This is a genomic window from Aromatoleum bremense (assembly GCF_017894365.1).
GTDB lineage: Bacteria > Pseudomonadota > Gammaproteobacteria > Burkholderiales > Rhodocyclaceae > Aromatoleum > Aromatoleum bremense.
Genome location: NZ_CP059467.1, coordinates 2,434,793 through 2,452,406 on the forward strand (window position 1 = coordinate 2,434,793; position 17,614 = coordinate 2,452,406).

Consider the following 17,614-nt stretch of genomic DNA (forward strand, 5'->3'; position numbering starts at 1 on the left):
GTCCGACCTCTACCCGGAGCATCCATGGCGTATTCCTACACCGAAAAGAAACGTATCCGCAAGAGCTTCGCCAAACGCGCGGCAGTGTTGAACGTACCTTTCCTGCTCGCAACCCAGATCGAATCGTTCGCCTCTTTCCTGCAGGCCGATACGCCTCCGCCGTCACGCCTGAACCATGGCCTGCAGGCCGCGTTCACGTCGATCTTTCCGATTTCCAGTCACAGCGGCAACGCGCGACTGGAATTCGTGCAGTACATGCTCGGCGAACCTGCTTTCGACGTCAAGGAGTGCCAGCAGCGCGGGCTGACTTTTGCGTCGCCGTTGCGCGCGCGCGTGCGGCTGGTGATTCTCGATCGCGATGCGCCGAAGGAGACGGTCAAGGAAGTCAAGGAGCAGGAAGTGTACATGGGCGAGATCCCGCTCATGACCACCACCGGGTCGTTCGTCATCAACGGGACCGAGCGCGTCATCGTCTCGCAGCTGCACCGCTCGCCCGGCGTGTTTTTCGAGCACGACCGCGGCAAGACGCATTCGTCGGGCAAGCTGCTGTTTTCGGCGCGCATCATCCCGTATCGCGGTTCGTGGCTCGATTTCGAGTTCGATCCGAAGGATGCGCTGTACTTCCGCGTCGACCGCCGCCGCAAGATGCCGGCGACGATCCTGCTGCGCGCGATCGGCATGGGGCCGGAGGAAATCCTCGCGACTTTCCATGACTTCGACGCGTTCCACCTCAAGGGCAACGAGGCGGCGTTCGAACTGGTGCCCGATCGCCTGCGCGGCGATGTGGCGAAGTTCGACATCACCGACGGCGCGGGCAACGTGATTGTAGCGCGCGACAAGCGCATCACCGCCAAGCACATCCGCGAGCTCGACCAGGCGGGCGTGAAGATGATTTCCGTTCCCGACGAGTTCCTGCTCGGCCGCATCATCGCGCGTAATATCGTCGACGCGGAAACCGGCGAGATCGTCGCGCGGGCGAACGACGAGATCACCGAAGACTTGCTCGACAAGCTGCGCGACGCGGGCGTCAAGGACATCGAAACGCTCTACGTCAACGATCTCGACCGCGGGGCGTACATCTCCCAGACGCTGCGCATCGACGAGACTGCCGACCAGTGGGCGGCGCGCGTCGCGATCTACCGCATGATGCGCCCGGGCGAACCGCCGACGGAAGACGCCGTCGAAGCCCTGTTCCAGGGCCTGTTCTATTCCGAGGAACGCTACGACCTGTCGTCCGTGGGCCGCATGAAGTTCAACCGCCGCGCCTATCCCGAGAAGATCGAGGACAAGGCGCCGGGCTGGCTGAAGCGCTTCTACGAGACCGTCGGTTCGCGTGGCGAGGAAGGGCCGGCGACGCTGTCGAACGAAGATATTCTCGCCGTCATCGGCGTGCTCGTCGAACTGCGCAACGGCCGTGGCGAGATCGACGACATCGACCACCTCGGCAACCGCCGCGTGCGGTCCGTCGGTGAACTCGCGGAAAACCAGTTCCGTGCCGGTCTGGTGCGCGTCGAGCGGGCGGTCAAGGAGCGGTTGAGCCAGGCCGAGTCCGACAACCTGATGCCGCACGACCTGATCAACGCCAAGCCGATTTCGGCGGCGATCAAGGAGTTCTTCGGCTCGAGCCAGCTGTCGCAGTTCATGGACCAGACCAACCCGTTGTCCGAGATCACGCACAAGCGTCGCGTCTCGGCCCTTGGCCCGGGCGGCCTGACACGCGAGCGCGCCGGCTTCGAAGTCCGCGACGTGCATCCGACCCACTACGGCCGGGTGTGCCCGATCGAGACGCCGGAAGGTCCGAACATCGGCCTGATCAACTCGCTCGCCGTCTATGCGCAGACGAACCGCCACGGTTTTCTCGAGACGCCGTACCGCAAGGTCGTCGATAGCAAGGTCACCGACCAGATCGACTTCCTGTCGGCGATCGAGGAAGGCCAGTACGTGATCGCGCAGGCGAACGCCGAGATCGGCGCCGACGGCATGCTGGAAGGCGACCTCGTGTCGTGCCGCCACAAAGGTGAGTTCGCGCTGTCGACGGCCGATCAGGTGCAGTACATGGACGTTGCGCCGGGCCAGATCGTGTCGGTCGCCGCGTCCCTGATCCCGTTCCTCGAGCACGACGACGCGAACCGCGCGCTGATGGGCGCGAACATGCAGCGGCAGGCCGTGCCCTGCCTGCGACCCGAGAAGCCGCTCGTCGGCACCGGCATCGAGCGCACCGTCGCGGTCGACTCCGGCACCGCGGTGCAGGCGATGCGCGGCGGCATCGTCGACTATGTCGATGCGAACCGGATCGTGGTGCGGGTCAACGACGACGAAACCCTCGCGGGCGAAGTCGGCGTCGACATCTACAACATGATCAAGTACACGCGCTCGAACCAGAACACGAACATCAACCAGCGTCCGGTGGTCAAGGTCGGCGATCATATCGGCAAGGGCGACGTCATCGCCGACGGCGCGTCGACCGATCTCGGCGAACTCGCGCTCGGCCAGAACATGCTGGTCGCGTTCATGCCGTGGAACGGCTACAACTTCGAGGACTCGATCCTGATCTCGGAGCGCGTCGTCGCCGAAGACCGCTTCACGTCGATCCACATCGAGGAACTGACGGTCGTCGCCCGTGACACCAAGCTCGGACCCGAGGAGATCACCCGCGACATCGCGTCGCTCGGCGAAGCGCAGCTCTCCCGTCTGGACGAGTCCGGCATCGTCTATATCGGCGCTGAAGTCGACGCCGGCGACGTGCTCGTCGGCAAGGTCACGCCGAAGGGCGAGACTCAGCTGACGCCGGAAGAAAAGCTGCTGCGCGCGATCTTCGGCGAGAAGGCCTCGGACGTGAAGGACACGTCGCTGCGCGTGTCGTCCGGCATGAACGGCACGGTCATCGACGTGCAGGTGTTCACGCGTGAAGGGATCGAGCGCGACAAGCGCGCGCAGAGCATCATCGACGACATGCTGCGCAGCTTCAAGACCGACCTCGCCGATCAGATGCGCATCGTCGAACGTGACGCGTTCGCGCGGATCCGCCGCCTGATCGTCGGCCAGAAAGCCAACGGCGGGCCGAAGAAGCTCGCCAAGGGGACCGCGATCACCGGCGAATATCTCGATTCGCTCGAGTTCTACCACTGGTTCGACATCCGCATGGCCGACGAGGAACTCGCCGGCCAGCTCGAAGCGATCCGCGAGGGTCTGGAAAAGACGCGCAAGGACTTCGACCAGGCTTTCGAGATCAAGAAGAAGAAGCTCACGCAGGGCGACGAACTGCCGCCGGGCGTGCAGAAGATGGTCAAGGTCTATCTGGCGGTGAAGCGCCGCCTGCAGCCCGGCGACAAGATGGCCGGTCGCCACGGGAACAAGGGCGTGGTGTCGCGGATCGTACCGGTCGAGGACATGCCGCACATGGCGGACGGCACGCCGGTCGACATCGTGCTCAACCCGCTCGGCGTGCCGTCGCGGATGAACATCGGCCAGATCCTCGAAACCCACCTGGGCTGGGCGGCGAAGGCGCTCGGCAACAAGATCGGCGCGATGCTGCGGGCGAACGCGGCCGCCGCGGAGGTGCGCGAGCTGCTCGAGCACATCTACAACGACAACGGCCGCCCGGAGGACATGGGGTCGCTGAAGGACGACGAGATCATCGAGCTGGCGTCGAACCTCACGAAGGGCGTGCCGTTCGCGACGCCGGTGTTCGACGGCGCGAAGGAAGAAGAGATCGAAGCGATGTTCGAACTGGCCGGCCTCGCTCCCGGCGGACAGGTGACGCTGTATGACGGGCGCACCGGCGAAGCGTTCGACCGCCAGGTGACCGTCGGCTACAAGCACGTGCTGAAGCTGCATCACCTCGTCGATGACAAGATGCACGCCCGCTCGACCGGCCCGTACTCACTCGTCACACAGCAGCCGCTCGGCGGCAAGGCGCAGTTCGGCGGCCAGCGGTTCGGGGAAATGGAAGTGTGGGCGCTTGAAGCGTACGGCGCGGCCTACACGCTGCAGGAAATGCTGACGGTGAAATCCGACGACGTCACCGGCCGGACGAAGGTGTACGAAAGCATCGTCAAGGGCGAACACAAGATCGATGCGGGCATGCCCGAGTCCTTCAACGTGCTGGTGAAGGAAATCCGCTCGCTCGCGATCGACATCGATCTGGACAGCATCTGAACCGGGGCTATGCCCAAAACGCATGCCTCGATGGAGTGATTTATGAAAAGCCTGCTCGCTGACCTGTTCAAACAAACCCTGCCGAACGAAGACCAGTTCGACGCGATCACGATCGGCCTCGCGTCGCCGGACAAAATCCGCTCGTGGTCGTACGGCGAAGTCAAGAAACCCGAGACGATCAACTACCGCACGTTCAAGCCCGAACGCGACGGCCTGTTCTGCGCGAAGATCTTCGGCCCGGTCAAGGACTATGAGTGCCTGTGCGGCAAGTACAAGCGCCTCAAGCACCGTGGCGTGATCTGCGAGAAGTGCGGCGTCGAGGTGACGCTGTCGAAGGTGCGCCGCGAGCGCATGGCGCACATCGAACTCGCAAGCCCGACCGCGCACATCTGGTTCCTGAAGAGCTTGCCGAGCCGTCTCGGCATGGTGCTCGACATGACGCTGCGCGACATCGAGCGCGTGCTGTACTTCGAAGCCTTCGTCGTCGTTGAACCGGGCATGACGCCGCTCAACCGCGGCCAGCTGCTGACCGAGGACGACTACCTCGCGAAGGTCGAAGAGTACGGTGACGACTTCGATGCGCTGATGGGCGCCGAGGGCATCCGCGGTCTGCTGCGCACGCTCGACGTCAAGCTCGAGATCGAGAAGCTGCGCGGCGACCTCGAGACGACCGGCTCCGAAGCGAAGATCAAGAAGTTCTCGAAGCGCCTGAAAGTGCTCGAGGCGTTCATGCAGTCGGGCATCAAGCCCGAGTGGATGATCCTCGAAGTGCTGCCGGTGCTGCCGCCGGACCTGCGTCCGCTGGTGCCGCTCGACGGCGGCCGCTTCGCGACGTCGGACCTCAACGACCTCTACCGCCGCGTTATCAACCGCAACAACCGCCTCAAGCGTCTGCTCGAGCTGAAGGCGCCCGAGATCATCGTGCGCAACGAAAAGCGCATGCTGCAGGAGTCGGTGGATTCGCTCCTGGACAACGGCCGTCGCGGCAAGGCGATGACCGGCGCGAACAAGCGTCCGCTGAAGTCGCTCGCCGACATGATCAAGGGCAAGGGCGGCCGCTTCCGCCAGAACCTGCTCGGCAAGCGCGTCGACTACTCGGGCCGTTCGGTCATTGTCGTCGGCCCGCAGCTCAAGCTTCACCAGTGCGGCCTGCCGAAGCTGATGGCGCTCGAGCTCTTCAAGCCGTTCATCTTCAACAAGCTCGAACTGATGGGGTTGGCGACGACGATCAAGCAGGCGAAGAAGATGGTCGAGAGCCAGGAACCCGTCGTCTGGGACATCCTGGAAGAAGTCATCCGCGAACATCCGGTGATGCTGAACCGCGCGCCGACGCTGCACCGCCTCGGTATCCAAGCCTTCGAGCCGGTGCTGATCGAAGGCAAGGCGATCCAGCTGCATCCGCTCGTCTGCGTCGCGTTCAACGCCGACTTCGACGGCGACCAGATGGCCGTCCACGTGCCGCTGTCGCTCGAAGCGCAGATGGAAGCACGCACGCTGATGCTGGCGTCGAATAACGTGCTGTCGCCGGCGAACGGCGAGCCGATCATCGTGCCGTCGCAGGACATCGTGCTGGGTCTGTACTACGCGACGCGCGAAGGCGTGAACGTTGCTGGCGAAGGCATGGCGTTCTCCGACGTCGGCGAGCTCAAGCGCGCGTACGAGTCGAAGCAGCTGTCACTGCACGCCCGCGTGTCGGTGCGCCTGAAGGAAGTCGAAGTGTCGGCCGACGGCGAGCGGCGCGACAAGATCACGCGCTACAACACCACCGCCGGTCGCGCGATGCTGTCCGAGATCCTGCCGCCGGGACTGCCGTTCAGCGTGCTCGACAAGCCGATGAAGAAGAAGGAAATCTCGAAGCTGATCAACGCTTCGTTCCGTCGCTGCGGTCTGAAGGAAACGGTCGTGTTCGCCGACCGGCTGATGCAGTTCGGCTTCCGTCTGGCAACGCGCGCTGGCATCTCGATCGCGGTCAAGGACATGCTCGTGCCGAAGCAGAAGGACGTGCTGATCCATGCCGCCGAGCAGGAAGTGAAGGAAATCGCGCGGCAATACACATCCGGTCTCGTGACCGACGGCGAACGCTACAACAAGGTCGTCGATATCTGGGGTCGCGCCGGCGACCAGGTCGCGAAGGCGATGATGGACCAGCTCGGCCAGGAAGACGTCGTCAATCGCCACGGCGACACGGTGAAACAGGAGTCCTTCAACTCGATCTACATGATGGCGGACTCGGGCGCGCGCGGTTCCGCAGCGCAGATCCGCCAGCTCGCCGGCATGCGCGGCCTGATGGCGAAGCCGGATGGTTCGATCATCGAGACGCCGATCACGACGAACTTCCGCGAAGGTCTGAACGTCCTGCAGTACTTCATCTCGACGCACGGTGCGCGTAAGGGTCTGGCCGATACCGCGCTGAAGACCGCGAACTCGGGTTACCTGACGCGCCGCCTCGTCGACGTGACGCAGGATCTGGTCGTCACCGAGGACGATTGCGGCACGCGCGACGGCTTCGTGATGAAGGCGCTGATCGAGGGTGGCGAGGTCATCGAGCCGCTGCGCGACCGGATCCTCGGCCGCGTTTGTGCCGAGGATGTCGTGAACCCGGAGTCGCAGGAAACGGTCATCGAGGCCGGCTCGCTGCTCGACGAGGATGCGGTGGACCTGATCGAGAGCCTGGGTATCGACGAAGTCAAGGTGCGTACTGCATTGACGTGCGAAACCCGCTACGGCCTGTGCGGCAAGTGCTACGGTCGTGATCTCGGCCGCGGCTCGCAGGTGAACGTCGGCGAAGCGGTCGGTGTCATCGCCGCCCAGTCGATCGGTGAGCCGGGCACGCAGCTGACGATGCGGACGTTCCACGTCGGCGGCGCGGCGTCGCGGGCTGCCGCCGCGAGCGGCGTCGAGTCGAAGTCCGCCGGTACGGTGCGCTTCGCCGGCAACATGCGTTACGTCTCGAATGCGAAGGGTGAGAAAGTCATCATTGCGCGCTCGGCCGAGATTGTCGTCGCCGATGACATGGGCCGCGAGCGCGAGCGCCACAAGCTGCCGTACGGCGCGACGCTGCTGGTCGACGACGGCGCGCCGGTCAAGGCCGGGGTGCTGCTGGCGACGTGGGACCCGCACACCCGCCCGATCGTCACCGAATATTCCGGTACGGTGAAGTTCGAGAATGTCGAAGAGGGCGCGACCGTCGCGAAGCAGATCGACGAAGTGACCGGTTTGTCGACACTGGTCGTCATCGACGGCAAGCGGCGCACGAGCGGCGCGTCGTCGAAGGGTGTGCGTCCGCAGGTCAAGCTGCTCGACGAGCGGGGCGAGGAAGTCAAGATCGCCGGCACCGACCATTCGGTGGCGATCACCTTCCAGGTCGGCTCGCTGATCACCGTCAAGGACGGCCAGGAAGCGAGCGTCGGCGACGTGCTCGCGCGGATTCCGCAGGAATCGGCAAAGACCCGCGACATCACCGGTGGTCTGCCGCGCGTGGCGGAGCTCTTCGAGGCGCGCCCGCCGAAGGACGCTGGCGTGCTGGCGGAATACACCGGCACGGTGTCGTTCGGCAAGGACACCAAGGGCAAGCAGCGTCTCGTCATTACCGAAGCCGACGGGACGGCGCACGAATTCCTGATCCCAAAGGACAAGCACGTCATGGTCCATGACGGGCAGGTCGTCAACAAGGGTGAGCTGATCGTCGATGGACCGGCCGACCCGCACGACATCCTGCGTCTGCAGGGAATCGAGGCGCTGGCGCGCTACATCATCGACGAGGTGCAGGACGTCTATCGCCTGCAGGGTGTGAAGATCAACGACAAGCACATCGAAGTGATCGTTCGCCAGATGCTGCGCCGCGTGGTCATCAACGACGCGGGCAACTCGCGCTTCATTCGCGAGGAGCAGGTCGAGCGTTCCGAAGTGCTCGACGAGAACGACCGCATCGAGGCCGAGGGCAAGCTGCCGGCACAGTACCAGAATGTCCTGCTGGGTATCACGAAGGCGTCGCTGTCCACCGATTCGTTCATCTCGGCGGCATCCTTCCAGGAAACGACGCGTGTTCTGACCGAAGCGGCAATCATGGGCAAACGCGACGATCTGCGCGGACTGAAGGAAAACGTCATCGTCGGCCGCCTGATTCCGGCGGGTACCGGCATGGCATATCACCGCAACCGCAAGGCGCAGAACGCAGGGGAGGACCTGGGCCCCGAGCACGCATGGGCGGAAATGCAGGAAGTACCGCCGGAGGTGCCGACCGACGTCTCGCAGGGCGTGCAGGCCGGTTGACGCAGAACCATATTTCAGGATAACATCCGGCCTCTTTTTGTGGGCTGACCAATCGTAGTCAGTCGCAGCCGGAATCAACCGCCCGAGGCGGCCCGTGGGGGCGCCTCGGTATAATGGAAAATTCTCAAGCTATGCCAACAATTAATCAGCTCGTCCGCAAGCCGCGGCAACTGGCCGTCATCAAAAGCAAGGTGCCGGCACTCGATGCATGTCCGCAAAAACGCGGCGTATGCACGCGGGTCTATACGACCACGCCGAAGAAGCCGAACTCCGCGCTCCGGAAGGTCGCCAAGGTGCGCCTGACCAACGGCTTCGAGGTCATCTCCTATATCGGTGGTGAAGGCCACAACCTGCAGGAGCACTCGGTGGTCCTGATTCGTGGTGGCCGGGTCAAGGACTTGCCGGGTGTGCGTTACCACATCGTGCGCGGTTCGCTTGACTTGCAGGGCGTCAAGGATCGTAAGCAGTCCCGCTCGAAGTACGGCGCGAAGCGCCCGAAGAAAGCCTAATTGTCGGCATTCAGAAATAGCTAGAGGTTGTCATGCCCCGTCGTCGCGAAGTACCGAAGCGTGAAATCCTGCCCGATCCGAAATTCGGCTCGCAGGACGTATCCAAGTTCATCAATGTGATCATGCAGGCCGGCAAGAAGTCCGTCGCCGAGCGTATCGTCTATGGCGCGTTTGCGCAGATTTCCGGCAAGGCTGGCAAGGATCCGCTCGAGGTGTTCTCGTCGGCTGTTGCCAACGTCAAGCCGGTTGTCGAAGTCAAGAGCCGCCGCGTCGGCGGTGCGAACTACCAAGTGCCGGTCGAGGTGCGTCCGTCGCGCCGCATGGCCCTGTCGATGCGCTGGCTGCGTGAAGCCGCCCGCAAGCGCGCCGAGAAGTCGATGGCCCAGCGCCTCGCCGGCGAACTGCTCGAGGCCGCTGAAGGGCGCGGTTCGGCGATGAAGAAGCGCGAAGAAGTGCACCGCATGGCCGAGGCGAACAAGGCGTTCTCTCACTACCGTTTCTAAGTTTCCGGAACGGTGGTTAATCGGGCCCTGGCAAGGGCTCGATTGTTTTGTGACAAGACAAATGGATTTTCGCGCAGCGCGCGAATTCTCGAAGGCAGGATAGATCGTGGCTCGCAAGACTCCCATTGAGCGTTACCGCAACATCGGTATTTCGGCTCACATTGACGCCGGCAAGACAACGACGACCGAGCGCATCCTTTTTTATACCGGCGTGAACCACAAGATTGGTGAAGTTCACGACGGCGCCGCGACGATGGACTGGATGGAGCAGGAGCAGGAGCGGGGGATCACGATCACCTCGGCCGCGACCACCTGCTTCTGGAAAGGCATGGAATTGTCTTATCCGGAGCATCGATTCAACATCATCGATACGCCGGGACACGTCGATTTCACGATCGAAGTCGAACGTTCGATGCGTGTTCTCGATGGCGCATGCATGGTGTACTGCGCGGTCGGTGGCGTGCAGCCGCAGTCCGAAACCGTGTGGCGTCAGGCGACGAAGTACAAGGTGCCGCGTCTCGCGTTCGTCAACAAGATGGACCGCCAGGGGGCAAACTTCTTCAAGGTCGTCGACCAGATGAAGCAGCGCCTCAAGGCCAATCCGGTGCCGATCGTGATTCCGATCGGGGCGGAGGAGAATTTCGTTGGCGTCGTCGACCTGATCCGCATGAAGGCCATCTATTGGGACGAAGCTTCCCAGGGCATGAAGTTCGACTACCGCGAGATTCCGGCCGAACTTCAGGCGTCGGCCGAGGAGTGGCGCGAGAAGATGCTCGAGGCCGCTGCGGAAGCCAGTGAAGAGCTGATGAACGAATATCTCGAGAACGGCGACCTGTCGCACGAGAAGATCGTTGCCGGCCTGCGTCAGCGCACGATCGCCTGCGAAATCCAGCCGATGTTGTGCGGTACGGCGTTCAAGAACAAGGGCGTTCAGCGGATGCTCGACGCTGTCATCGAATTGCTTCCGTCGCCGGTCGATATTCCCCCGGTTTCCGGCGTCGATGACTACGAAAAGCACGTCGAGCGGCGTGCGGACGATTCCGAGAAGTTCGCCGCGCTCGCGTTCAAGCTGATGACCGACCCGTTCGTCGGCCAGTTGACCTTCGTGCGTGTGTATTCGGGCGTGTTGAAATCCGGCGAGACGGTGCTGAACTCGGTCAAGGGCAAGAAGGAGCGCATCGGCCGGATCCTGCAGATGCACGCAAACGAACGGCAGGAAATCAAGGAAGTGCTGGCCGGCGACATCGCGGCGTGTGTCGGCCTGAAGGAAGTGACTACGGGTGAAACGCTGTGTGATCCGTCGGCGCCGATCATCCTCGAGCGCATGATCTTCCCGGAGCCGGTGATCCACGTCGCCGTCGAGCCGAAGACCAAGGCGGACCAGGAAAAGATGGGTATCGCGCTCGGCCGCCTGGCGGCGGAAGATCCGTCGTTCCGTGTCCGGACCGACGAGGAGTCGGGCCAGACGATCATCTCCGGCATGGGCGAATTGCACCTCGAAATTCTCGTTGACCGGATGAAGCGCGAATTCAACGTCGAAGCGACGGTCGGCGCACCGCAGGTGGCGTACCGCGAAGCGATCCGCAAGCCGGTCGAGCAGGAAGGCAAGTTCGTCAAGCAGTCCGGCGGTCGCGGCCAGTTCGGTCACGTGTGGATCAAGCTCGAGCCGAACGAAACCGGCAAGGGCTACGAGTTCATCGACGCGATCAAGGGCGGTGTCGTCCCGCGCGAGTACATCCCGGCGGTCGACAAGGGTCTGCAGGAGACGCTGCCGAATGGCGTGTTGGCCGGCTTCCCGGTCGTCGACGTCAAGGTCACGCTGTTCGACGGTTCGTACCACGATGTGGATTCGAACGAAAACGCGTTCAAGATGGCCGCTTCGATGGCGTTCAAAGACGCGATGCGCAAGGCGAGCCCCGTGCTGCTCGAGCCGATGATGGCAGTGGTCGTCGAAACCCCCGAGGACTACATGGGCAACGTCATGGGAGATCTTTCCGGTCGTCGCGGCATCGTCCAGGGTATGGACGATCTGCCCGGGGGTATGAAAGAGGTCAAGGCCGAAGTGCCGCTCGCCGAGATGTTCGGCTACGCGACGCAGCTGCGGTCGCTGACGCAGGGCCGCGCGACGTACTCGATGGAATTCAAGCACTATTCCGAGGCGCCGAAGAGCGTTGCGGAAGCGGTGATCAACAATCGCAAGTAATCAACGAACTGAAGCGAGGAATTGAGCAATGGCGAAAGGCAAGTTTGAGCGGACGAAACCGCACGTAAACGTCGGGACGATCGGTCACGTCGACCACGGCAAGACCACCCTGACGGCGGCAATCACGACGATCCTGTCGAAGAAGTTCGGCGGCGAGGCGAAGGCCTACGACCAGATCGACGCGGCGCCCGAAGAGAAGGCGCGCGGCATCACGATCAACACCGCTCACGTCGAGTACGAGACCGCCAACCGTCACTACGCGCACGTCGACTGCCCGGGTCACGCCGACTACGTCAAGAACATGATCACCGGTGCGGCGCAGATGGACGGCGCGATCCTGGTGTGTTCGGCCGCGGACGGCCCGATGCCGCAGACGCGCGAGCACATCCTGCTCGCCCGTCAGGTCGGCGTGCCGTACATCATCGTGTTCCTGAACAAGTGCGACATGGTCGACGACGAGGAGCTGCTCGAGCTCGTCGAGATGGAAGTGCGCGAGCTGCTGTCGAAGTACGATTTTCCGGGCGACGACGTGCCGATCATCAAGGGCTCGGCGCTCAAGGCGCTCGAAGGCGACCAGAGCGACATCGGCGAGCCCGCCATCATGCGTCTGGCCGATGCGCTCGACAGCTACATCCCGACGCCGGAGCGCGCGATCGACCGCCCGTTCCTGCTGCCGATCGAAGACGTGTTCTCGATCTCGGGCCGCGGCACCGTCGTGACCGGGCGCGTCGAGCGCGGCATCGTCAAGGTCGGCGAGGAAGTCGAGATCGTCGGCATCAAGCCGACCGTCAAGACCACCTGCACCGGCGTCGAAATGTTCCGCAAGCTGCTCGACCAGGGTCAGGCGGGCGACAACGTCGGCGTGCTGCTGCGCGGCACCAAGCGCGAAGACGTCGAGCGCGGCCAGGTGCTGTGCAAGCCCGGTTCGATCAAGCCGCACACCCACTTCACCGGTGAAGTGTACGTGCTGTCGAAGGAAGAAGGCGGTCGCCACACGCCGTTCTTCAACAACTATCGTCCGCAGTTCTATTTCCGCACGACCGACGTGACCGGTTCGATCGAGCTGCCCGAAGGCACCGAGATGGTCATGCCGGGCGACAACGTCTCGATCACCGTCAAGCTGATGGCGCCGATCGCGATGGAAGAAGGCCTGCGTTTCGCGATCCGCGAAGGCGGTCGTACCGTCGGCGCCGGTGTCGTCGCCAAGATCATCGAGTAATTGTTCGTATCCGCCCGGGGCTCGTTGCCCCGGGTTTTCGCTCTTTCAGGATTTCATCCATGCAAAACCAGAAGATTCGCATCCGTTTGAAGGCGTTCGACTACCGGCTGATCGATCAGTCCGCCCTCGAGATCGTCGATACCGCCAAGCGTACGGGTGCGGTGGTTCGCGGCCCGGTGCCGCTGCCGACCCGTATCGAGCGTTTCGACCTGCTGCGCTCGCCGCACGTCAACAAGGCGTCGCGCGACCAGTTCGAGATCCGCACTCACCAGCGCCTGATGGACATCATCGATCCGACCGACAAGACGGTCGATGCGCTGATGAAACTGGATCTCCCCGCCGGGGTTGATGTCGAGATCAAGTTGCAGTAAGCCGCTCTAGTTGCGGAGCTTTGCGAAAGGCCGGTATAATCCGGCCTTTGCGCCTTTGGGCGCAATTTACGTGATAGGGCCCGGTCAATCGTAACCGGGGACAGGAGAAGAAGATGAGTCTAGGCCTTGTGGGACGCAAGGTTGGCATGACTCGCATCTTCGCCGAGGACGGCAGGAGTGTCCCGGTGACGGTGCTTGACGTGTCCAACAATCGTGTGACCCAAATCAAGACGCCTGAAAACGACGGTTATGCCGCCGTGCAGGTGACTTTCGGCAAACGCCGCGCGAGTCGGGTTGGAAAGCCCCTTGCCGGGCACCTTGCCAAGGCCGGCGTCGAAGCCGGTCACATGCTCAAGGAATTCCGTGTCGAAACCGAGCAGGTCGCTGGCTTCAAGGCCGGTGACGTCGTCGGGGTCGACCTCTTTGCGGTCGGGCAGAAGGTGGATGTCACCGGTACGTCGATCGGCAAGGGTTTTTCCGGGGTGATCAAGCGGCACAACTTCTCGTCGAACCGCGCGTCGCACGGCAACTCCGTGTCGCATAACGCGCCGGGCTCGATCGGCATGGCTCAGGATCCGGGTCGGGTCTTTCCCGGCAAGCGGATGGCCGGACAGTACGGCAACACCACGTGCACCACTCAGGGTCTCGAAGTGGTCCGCGTCGATGTTGAGCGTCAGTTGCTCCTGGTAAAGGGGGCTGTACCCGGCTCGAAGGGCGGCGACGTGATCGTCCGCCCGGCGGTCAAGGCCCGTGGCTGAGCGAGGGCGTAATGGAACTTAAATTATTGAATGATCAGGGCGCGCAGGCGGCAACGCTGCAGGCCTCTGATGCGCTGTTCGGGCGCGACTACAACGAAGCCCTGATCCATCAGGTCGTCGTGGCGTACATGGCCAATGCCCGCTCGGGTAACCGCGCGCAGAAAGGCCGTTCGGAAGTTTCCAAGTCGACGCGCAAGCCGTGGCGCCAGAAAGGCACCGGCCGCGCTCGTGCCGGTATGGCGTCGAGCCCGCTGTGGCGCGGAGGCGGCCGGATTTTCCCGAATTCGCCCGAAGACAACTTCTCGCAGAAGCTGAACCGCAAGATGTACCGCGCCGGTGTGGCGTCGATCCTTTCGCAGCTCGCGCGTGAAGATCGCCTCGCGGTCGTCGAGAACTTCAGCGTCGAGGCGCCGAAGACCCGCCTGCTGTCGCAGAAGCTGAAAGGCATGGGGCTCGATTCGGTGCTGGTCATTACCGACGAGTTCGATGAAAACCTGTTCCTGTCGTCACGGAACCTGCACAAGGTGCTGGTTCTCGAGGTCAGCGAGACGGATCCGGTGTCGCTTGTGCACTACGACCGGGTCATCGTGACCAAGGGTGCGCTGGCCAAGATGGAGGAGGCCTGGCAATGAGCGGATTTAGCCAAGAGCGTCTGATGCAGGTGCTGCTCGCGCCCCAGATCTCCGAAAAGGCGACGTATGTCGCCGACAAGAACGAGCAGGTTGTGTTCAAGGTTGCGTCGACCGCGACCAAGCCCGAAGTCAAGGCGGCTGTCGAATTGCTCTTCAAAGTTGAAGTGAAGTCGGTGCAGATTGCGAACGTGAAAGGCAAGGTCAAGCGTTTCGGCAAGATGACCGGCCGCCGCAAGGACTGGAAGAAGGCGTTCGTTTGCCTCAAGCCGGGCCAGGAAATCAATTTCGCGGCCGGGGAGTGAGGAATCATGGCACTGGTAAAACTTAAGCCTACGTCTGCCGGCCGTCGCGCGATGGTCAAGGTCGTCAATGCGGATCTCTACAAGGGACGTCCGCATGCCGCACTGGTCGAGAAGCAGTCGAAGAACGCCGGCCGCAACAACAGCGGCCGCATCACCGTCCGCCATCAGGGCGGCGGGCACAAGCAACATTACCGTCTGGTGGATTTCCGTCGCAACAAGGACGGCATCGCAGCACGCGTGGAGCGCGTCGAGTACGACCCGAACCGTTCCGCGAACATTGCGCTGATCTGCTATGCCGACGGCGAACGCGCCTACATCATCGCGCCGAAGGGGCTCGAAGTGGGTCAGACGGTTCTCAGCGGGCCGGAAGCGCCGATCAAGGCGGGCAATGTGCTGCCGATCCGGAATATTCCGGTTGGTTCGACGATCCACTGCGTCGAGCTGATGCCGGGCAAGGGGGCGCAGATCGCGCGTGCCGCAGGCACCTCGGCGCAGCTGCTCGCCCGTGAAGGCGCGTATGCCCAGATCCGGCTGCGCTCCGGCGAAGTTCGCCGGGTGCACGTCGAGTGCCGTGCCGCCATCGGCGTGGTCGGCAACGAAGAGCATGGCTTGCGCAAGATCGGCAAGGCGGGTGCGAACCGCTGGCGCGGTATTCGTCCGACCGTGCGCGGCGTGGCGATGAACCCGGTCGATCACCCGCACGGCGGCGGTGAAGGCCGCACCGGCGAAGGTGGTGTGCCGCGCAGTCCGTGGGGCCAGCCTGCCAAGGGCTACCGCACGCGCAGCAACAAGCGCACCGACACGATGATCGTGCAGCGTCGTCACAAGCGTTAAGGGGTAACAAATGGCACGTTCTATTAAAAAAGGCCCGTTTGTCGACGCGCACCTGCTCAAGAAGGTCGACGCCGTGCGGGCGAGCAACGACAAGCGTCCGATCAAGACCTGGTCCCGTCGCTCGACGGTGTTGCCGGACTTCGTCGGCCTGACGATTGCGGTCCATAACGGTCGCCAGCATGTTCCGGTCTTCGTGTCGGAAAACATGGTCGGCCACAAGCTCGGCGAGTTTGCCCTGACCCGTACGTTCAAGGGTCACGCGGCGAGCAAGAAGGCGAAGAGGTAAGGAGTCATCATGGAAACCAGAGCAATTCTCCGCGGCGTTCGCCTGTCTGCCCAGAAGGGGCGGCTGGTGGCGGACCAAGTGCGGGGCAGGCCGGTTGATCAGGCACTCAACATCCTTGCCTTCTCGCCGAAAAAGGGCGCGCAGATCATCCGCAAAGTGGTGGAGTCGGCGATTGCCAACGCAGAACACAACGATGGCGCAGATATCGACGCCCTCAAGGTCAAGACGATCTACGTCGAGGAAGGCACGTCGCTGAAGCGCTTCGCGGCGCGGGCAAAGGGACGCGGGGCCCGCATTCTCAAGCCGACCTGCCACATCTACGTGACCGTCGGGGAATAAGGGGTACATATGGGTCAGAAAATTCATCCGACCGGGTTCCGCCTTGCGGTCACCCGTGATTGGAGTTCCCGTTGGTTCGCATCGAGCGGCGATTACTCGAGAATGTTGCACGAGGACCTGAAGGTCCGCGATTTTCTCAAGAAGCGTCTTGCTCACGCATCGGTGGGGCGCATCGTCATCGAGCGCCCGGCGAAGAACGCACGGATCACCCTTTTCAGCGCACGTCCTGGTGTCGTGATCGGCAAGAAGGGCGAGGACATCGAGCTGCTCAAGCGCGAGCTTCAGAAGATCATGGGCGTGCCGGTGCACGTCAATATCGAAGAAGTGCGCAAGCCGGAAATCGATGCCAAGCTGATCGCAGATTCGATCGCCCAGCAGCTCGAAAAGCGGATCATGTTCCGTCGCGCAATGAAGCGCGCGATGCAGAACGCAATGCGGCTCGGTGCGCAGGGTATCAAGATCATGAGCGCCGGACGACTGAACGGCGCGGAAATCGCGCGCACCGAATGGTACCGCGAAGGCCGCGTTCCGCTGCACACGCTGCGTGCCGATATCGACTATGGCGTATCCGAAGCGAAGACCACTTACGGCATCATCGGTATCAAGGTGTGGGTGTACAAGGGTGAGATGCTCGGGCGCAACGAGCGGCCTGCGGTCGTCGAGAACGAGAACGAGGCTCGTCGCGGTCGCCGCGCGCCTCGCAATGATGCCGGTGACAACCGCGGCGCCAAGCGCCCCGCACGTCGCACCGGTGCCGAACAAGCGGGTGCTGGCGACAAGGCCGGCATCCGGACCAGGAAAGCGGGAGTAGACGATGCTGCAGCCGTCGAGAAGGAAGTATCGTAAGGAGCAGAAGGGCCGAAACACCGGGGTCGCGACACGCGGTGCCAAGGTCAGCTTCGGCGAGTTCGGGCTCAAGGCGATCGGCCGCGGTCGTCTGACCGCCCGTCAGATCGAGTCCGCACGGCGGGCGATGACCCGGCACATCAAGCGGGGCGGCCGCATCTGGATCCGGATTTTCCCGGACAAGCCGATCTCGAAGAAGCCGGCTGAGGTGCGGATGGGTAACGGCAAAGGGAACCCGGAATACTGGGTCGCCGAGATACAGCCCGGCAAGGTGTTGTATGAGATGGACGGTGTCGACGAGACGCTCGCCCGCGAAGCGTTCCGGCTTGCCGCTGCGAAGCTTCCGCTCGAGACGGTCTTTGTTCATCGTCAGATGGGGTGA

The 17,614-nt window shown here is 63.0% G+C and carries 15 protein-coding genes; all 15 read left to right on the plus strand.

Features of this window, described 5'->3' with window-relative positions; all coding sequences use genetic code 11:
* Positions 1-24: 24 nt before the first annotated feature.
* The 15 genes from rpoB to rplP all read left to right on the plus strand — a co-directional run bounded on the left by rpoB (position 25) and on the right by rplP (position 17,614).
* Positions 25-4,158 (plus strand): DNA-directed RNA polymerase subunit beta, encoded by a 4,134-nt coding sequence (rpoB, locus tag pbN1_RS11460; protein ID WP_169201692.1) that lies wholly within the window; start codon positions 25-27, stop codon positions 4,156-4,158.
* Between the two features lie 42 nt (positions 4,159-4,200).
* Positions 4,201-8,430 (plus strand): DNA-directed RNA polymerase subunit beta', encoded by a 4,230-nt coding sequence (gene rpoC / locus pbN1_RS11465; protein ID WP_169201691.1) that lies wholly within the window; start codon positions 4,201-4,203, stop codon positions 8,428-8,430.
* Between the two features lie 131 nt (positions 8,431-8,561).
* Positions 8,562-8,939, plus strand: a complete 378-nt coding sequence (gene rpsL, locus pbN1_RS11470; RefSeq protein WP_011237968.1) for a 30S ribosomal protein S12 — start codon at positions 8,562-8,564, stop codon at positions 8,937-8,939.
* A gap of 32 nt (positions 8,940-8,971) precedes the next feature.
* Positions 8,972-9,442, plus strand: a complete 471-nt coding sequence (gene rpsG, locus pbN1_RS11475) for a 30S ribosomal protein S7 (RefSeq protein WP_011237969.1) — start codon at positions 8,972-8,974, stop codon at positions 9,440-9,442.
* A gap of 106 nt (positions 9,443-9,548) precedes the next feature.
* Complete coding sequence (fusA, locus tag pbN1_RS11480) at positions 9,549-11,645, plus strand: elongation factor G (RefSeq protein WP_169201690.1); 2,097 nt, start codon at positions 9,549-9,551, stop codon at positions 11,643-11,645.
* 28 nt (positions 11,646-11,673) lie between these two features.
* Entirely contained in the window at positions 11,674-12,864 is a 1,191-nt protein-coding gene (gene tuf / locus pbN1_RS11485; protein WP_169201689.1) for an elongation factor Tu, read from the plus strand.
* Between the two features lie 59 nt (positions 12,865-12,923).
* A complete protein-coding gene (gene rpsJ, locus pbN1_RS11490; RefSeq protein ID WP_011237971.1) occupies positions 12,924-13,235 on the plus strand; it encodes a 30S ribosomal protein S10 in 312 nt (103 codons plus the stop codon).
* Between the two features lie 113 nt (positions 13,236-13,348).
* On the plus strand, positions 13,349-13,993 hold the full coding sequence (gene rplC, locus pbN1_RS11495) for a 50S ribosomal protein L3 (RefSeq protein WP_169118077.1): 645 nt from the start codon (positions 13,349-13,351) through the stop codon (positions 13,991-13,993).
* A gap of 11 nt (positions 13,994-14,004) precedes the next feature.
* On the plus strand, positions 14,005-14,625 hold the full coding sequence (gene rplD, locus pbN1_RS11500; RefSeq protein ID WP_169118076.1) for a 50S ribosomal protein L4: 621 nt from the start codon (positions 14,005-14,007) through the stop codon (positions 14,623-14,625).
* Positions 14,622-14,927, plus strand: a complete 306-nt coding sequence (gene rplW, locus pbN1_RS11505) for a 50S ribosomal protein L23 (protein WP_011237974.1) — start codon at positions 14,622-14,624, stop codon at positions 14,925-14,927. The genes rplD and rplW overlap by 4 nt, the downstream gene beginning before the upstream one ends.
* A 6-nt stretch (positions 14,928-14,933) precedes the next feature.
* Entirely contained in the window at positions 14,934-15,761 is an 828-nt protein-coding gene (rplB, locus tag pbN1_RS11510) for a 50S ribosomal protein L2 (protein ID WP_169118075.1), read from the plus strand.
* A gap of 10 nt (positions 15,762-15,771) precedes the next feature.
* On the plus strand, positions 15,772-16,047 hold the full coding sequence (gene rpsS, locus pbN1_RS11515; protein ID WP_053420931.1) for a 30S ribosomal protein S19: 276 nt from the start codon (positions 15,772-15,774) through the stop codon (positions 16,045-16,047).
* 9 nt (positions 16,048-16,056) lie between these two features.
* Positions 16,057-16,386, plus strand: a complete 330-nt coding sequence (rplV, locus tag pbN1_RS11520) for a 50S ribosomal protein L22 (protein WP_169118074.1) — start codon at positions 16,057-16,059, stop codon at positions 16,384-16,386.
* 9 nt (positions 16,387-16,395) lie between these two features.
* Positions 16,396-17,232, plus strand: a complete 837-nt coding sequence (gene rpsC / locus pbN1_RS11525) for a 30S ribosomal protein S3 (protein ID WP_169118073.1) — start codon at positions 16,396-16,398, stop codon at positions 17,230-17,232.
* Entirely contained in the window at positions 17,201-17,614 is a 414-nt protein-coding gene (gene rplP / locus pbN1_RS11530; protein WP_053420934.1) for a 50S ribosomal protein L16, read from the plus strand. The genes rpsC and rplP overlap by 32 nt, the downstream gene beginning before the upstream one ends.

Coding starts and splice junctions, on each gene's coding strand:
- rpsG (WP_011237969.1), top strand. CDS start 8,972: ATGCCCCGTCGTCGCGAAGTACCGAAGCGTGAAATCCTGCCCGATCCG.
- rplV (WP_169118074.1), top strand. CDS start 16,057: ATGGAAACCAGAGCAATTCTCCGCGGCGTTCGCCTGTCTGCCCAGAAG.
- rpsL (WP_011237968.1), top strand. CDS start 8,562: ATGCCAACAATTAATCAGCTCGTCCGCAAGCCGCGGCAACTGGCCGTC.
- rpoB (WP_169201692.1), top strand. CDS start 25: ATGGCGTATTCCTACACCGAAAAGAAACGTATCCGCAAGAGCTTCGCC.
- rpoC (WP_169201691.1), top strand. CDS start 4,201: ATGAAAAGCCTGCTCGCTGACCTGTTCAAACAAACCCTGCCGAACGAA.
- rplD (WP_169118076.1), top strand. CDS start 14,005: ATGGAACTTAAATTATTGAATGATCAGGGCGCGCAGGCGGCAACGCTG.
- rplB (WP_169118075.1), top strand. CDS start 14,934: ATGGCACTGGTAAAACTTAAGCCTACGTCTGCCGGCCGTCGCGCGATG.
- rpsJ (WP_011237971.1), top strand. CDS start 12,924: ATGCAAAACCAGAAGATTCGCATCCGTTTGAAGGCGTTCGACTACCGG.
- rplP (WP_053420934.1), top strand. CDS start 17,201: ATGCTGCAGCCGTCGAGAAGGAAGTATCGTAAGGAGCAGAAGGGCCGA.
- tuf (WP_169201689.1), top strand. CDS start 11,674: ATGGCGAAAGGCAAGTTTGAGCGGACGAAACCGCACGTAAACGTCGGG.
- rplC (WP_169118077.1), top strand. CDS start 13,349: ATGAGTCTAGGCCTTGTGGGACGCAAGGTTGGCATGACTCGCATCTTC.
- rpsC (WP_169118073.1), top strand. CDS start 16,396: ATGGGTCAGAAAATTCATCCGACCGGGTTCCGCCTTGCGGTCACCCGT.
- rplW (WP_011237974.1), top strand. CDS start 14,622: ATGAGCGGATTTAGCCAAGAGCGTCTGATGCAGGTGCTGCTCGCGCCC.
- rpsS (WP_053420931.1), top strand. CDS start 15,772: ATGGCACGTTCTATTAAAAAAGGCCCGTTTGTCGACGCGCACCTGCTC.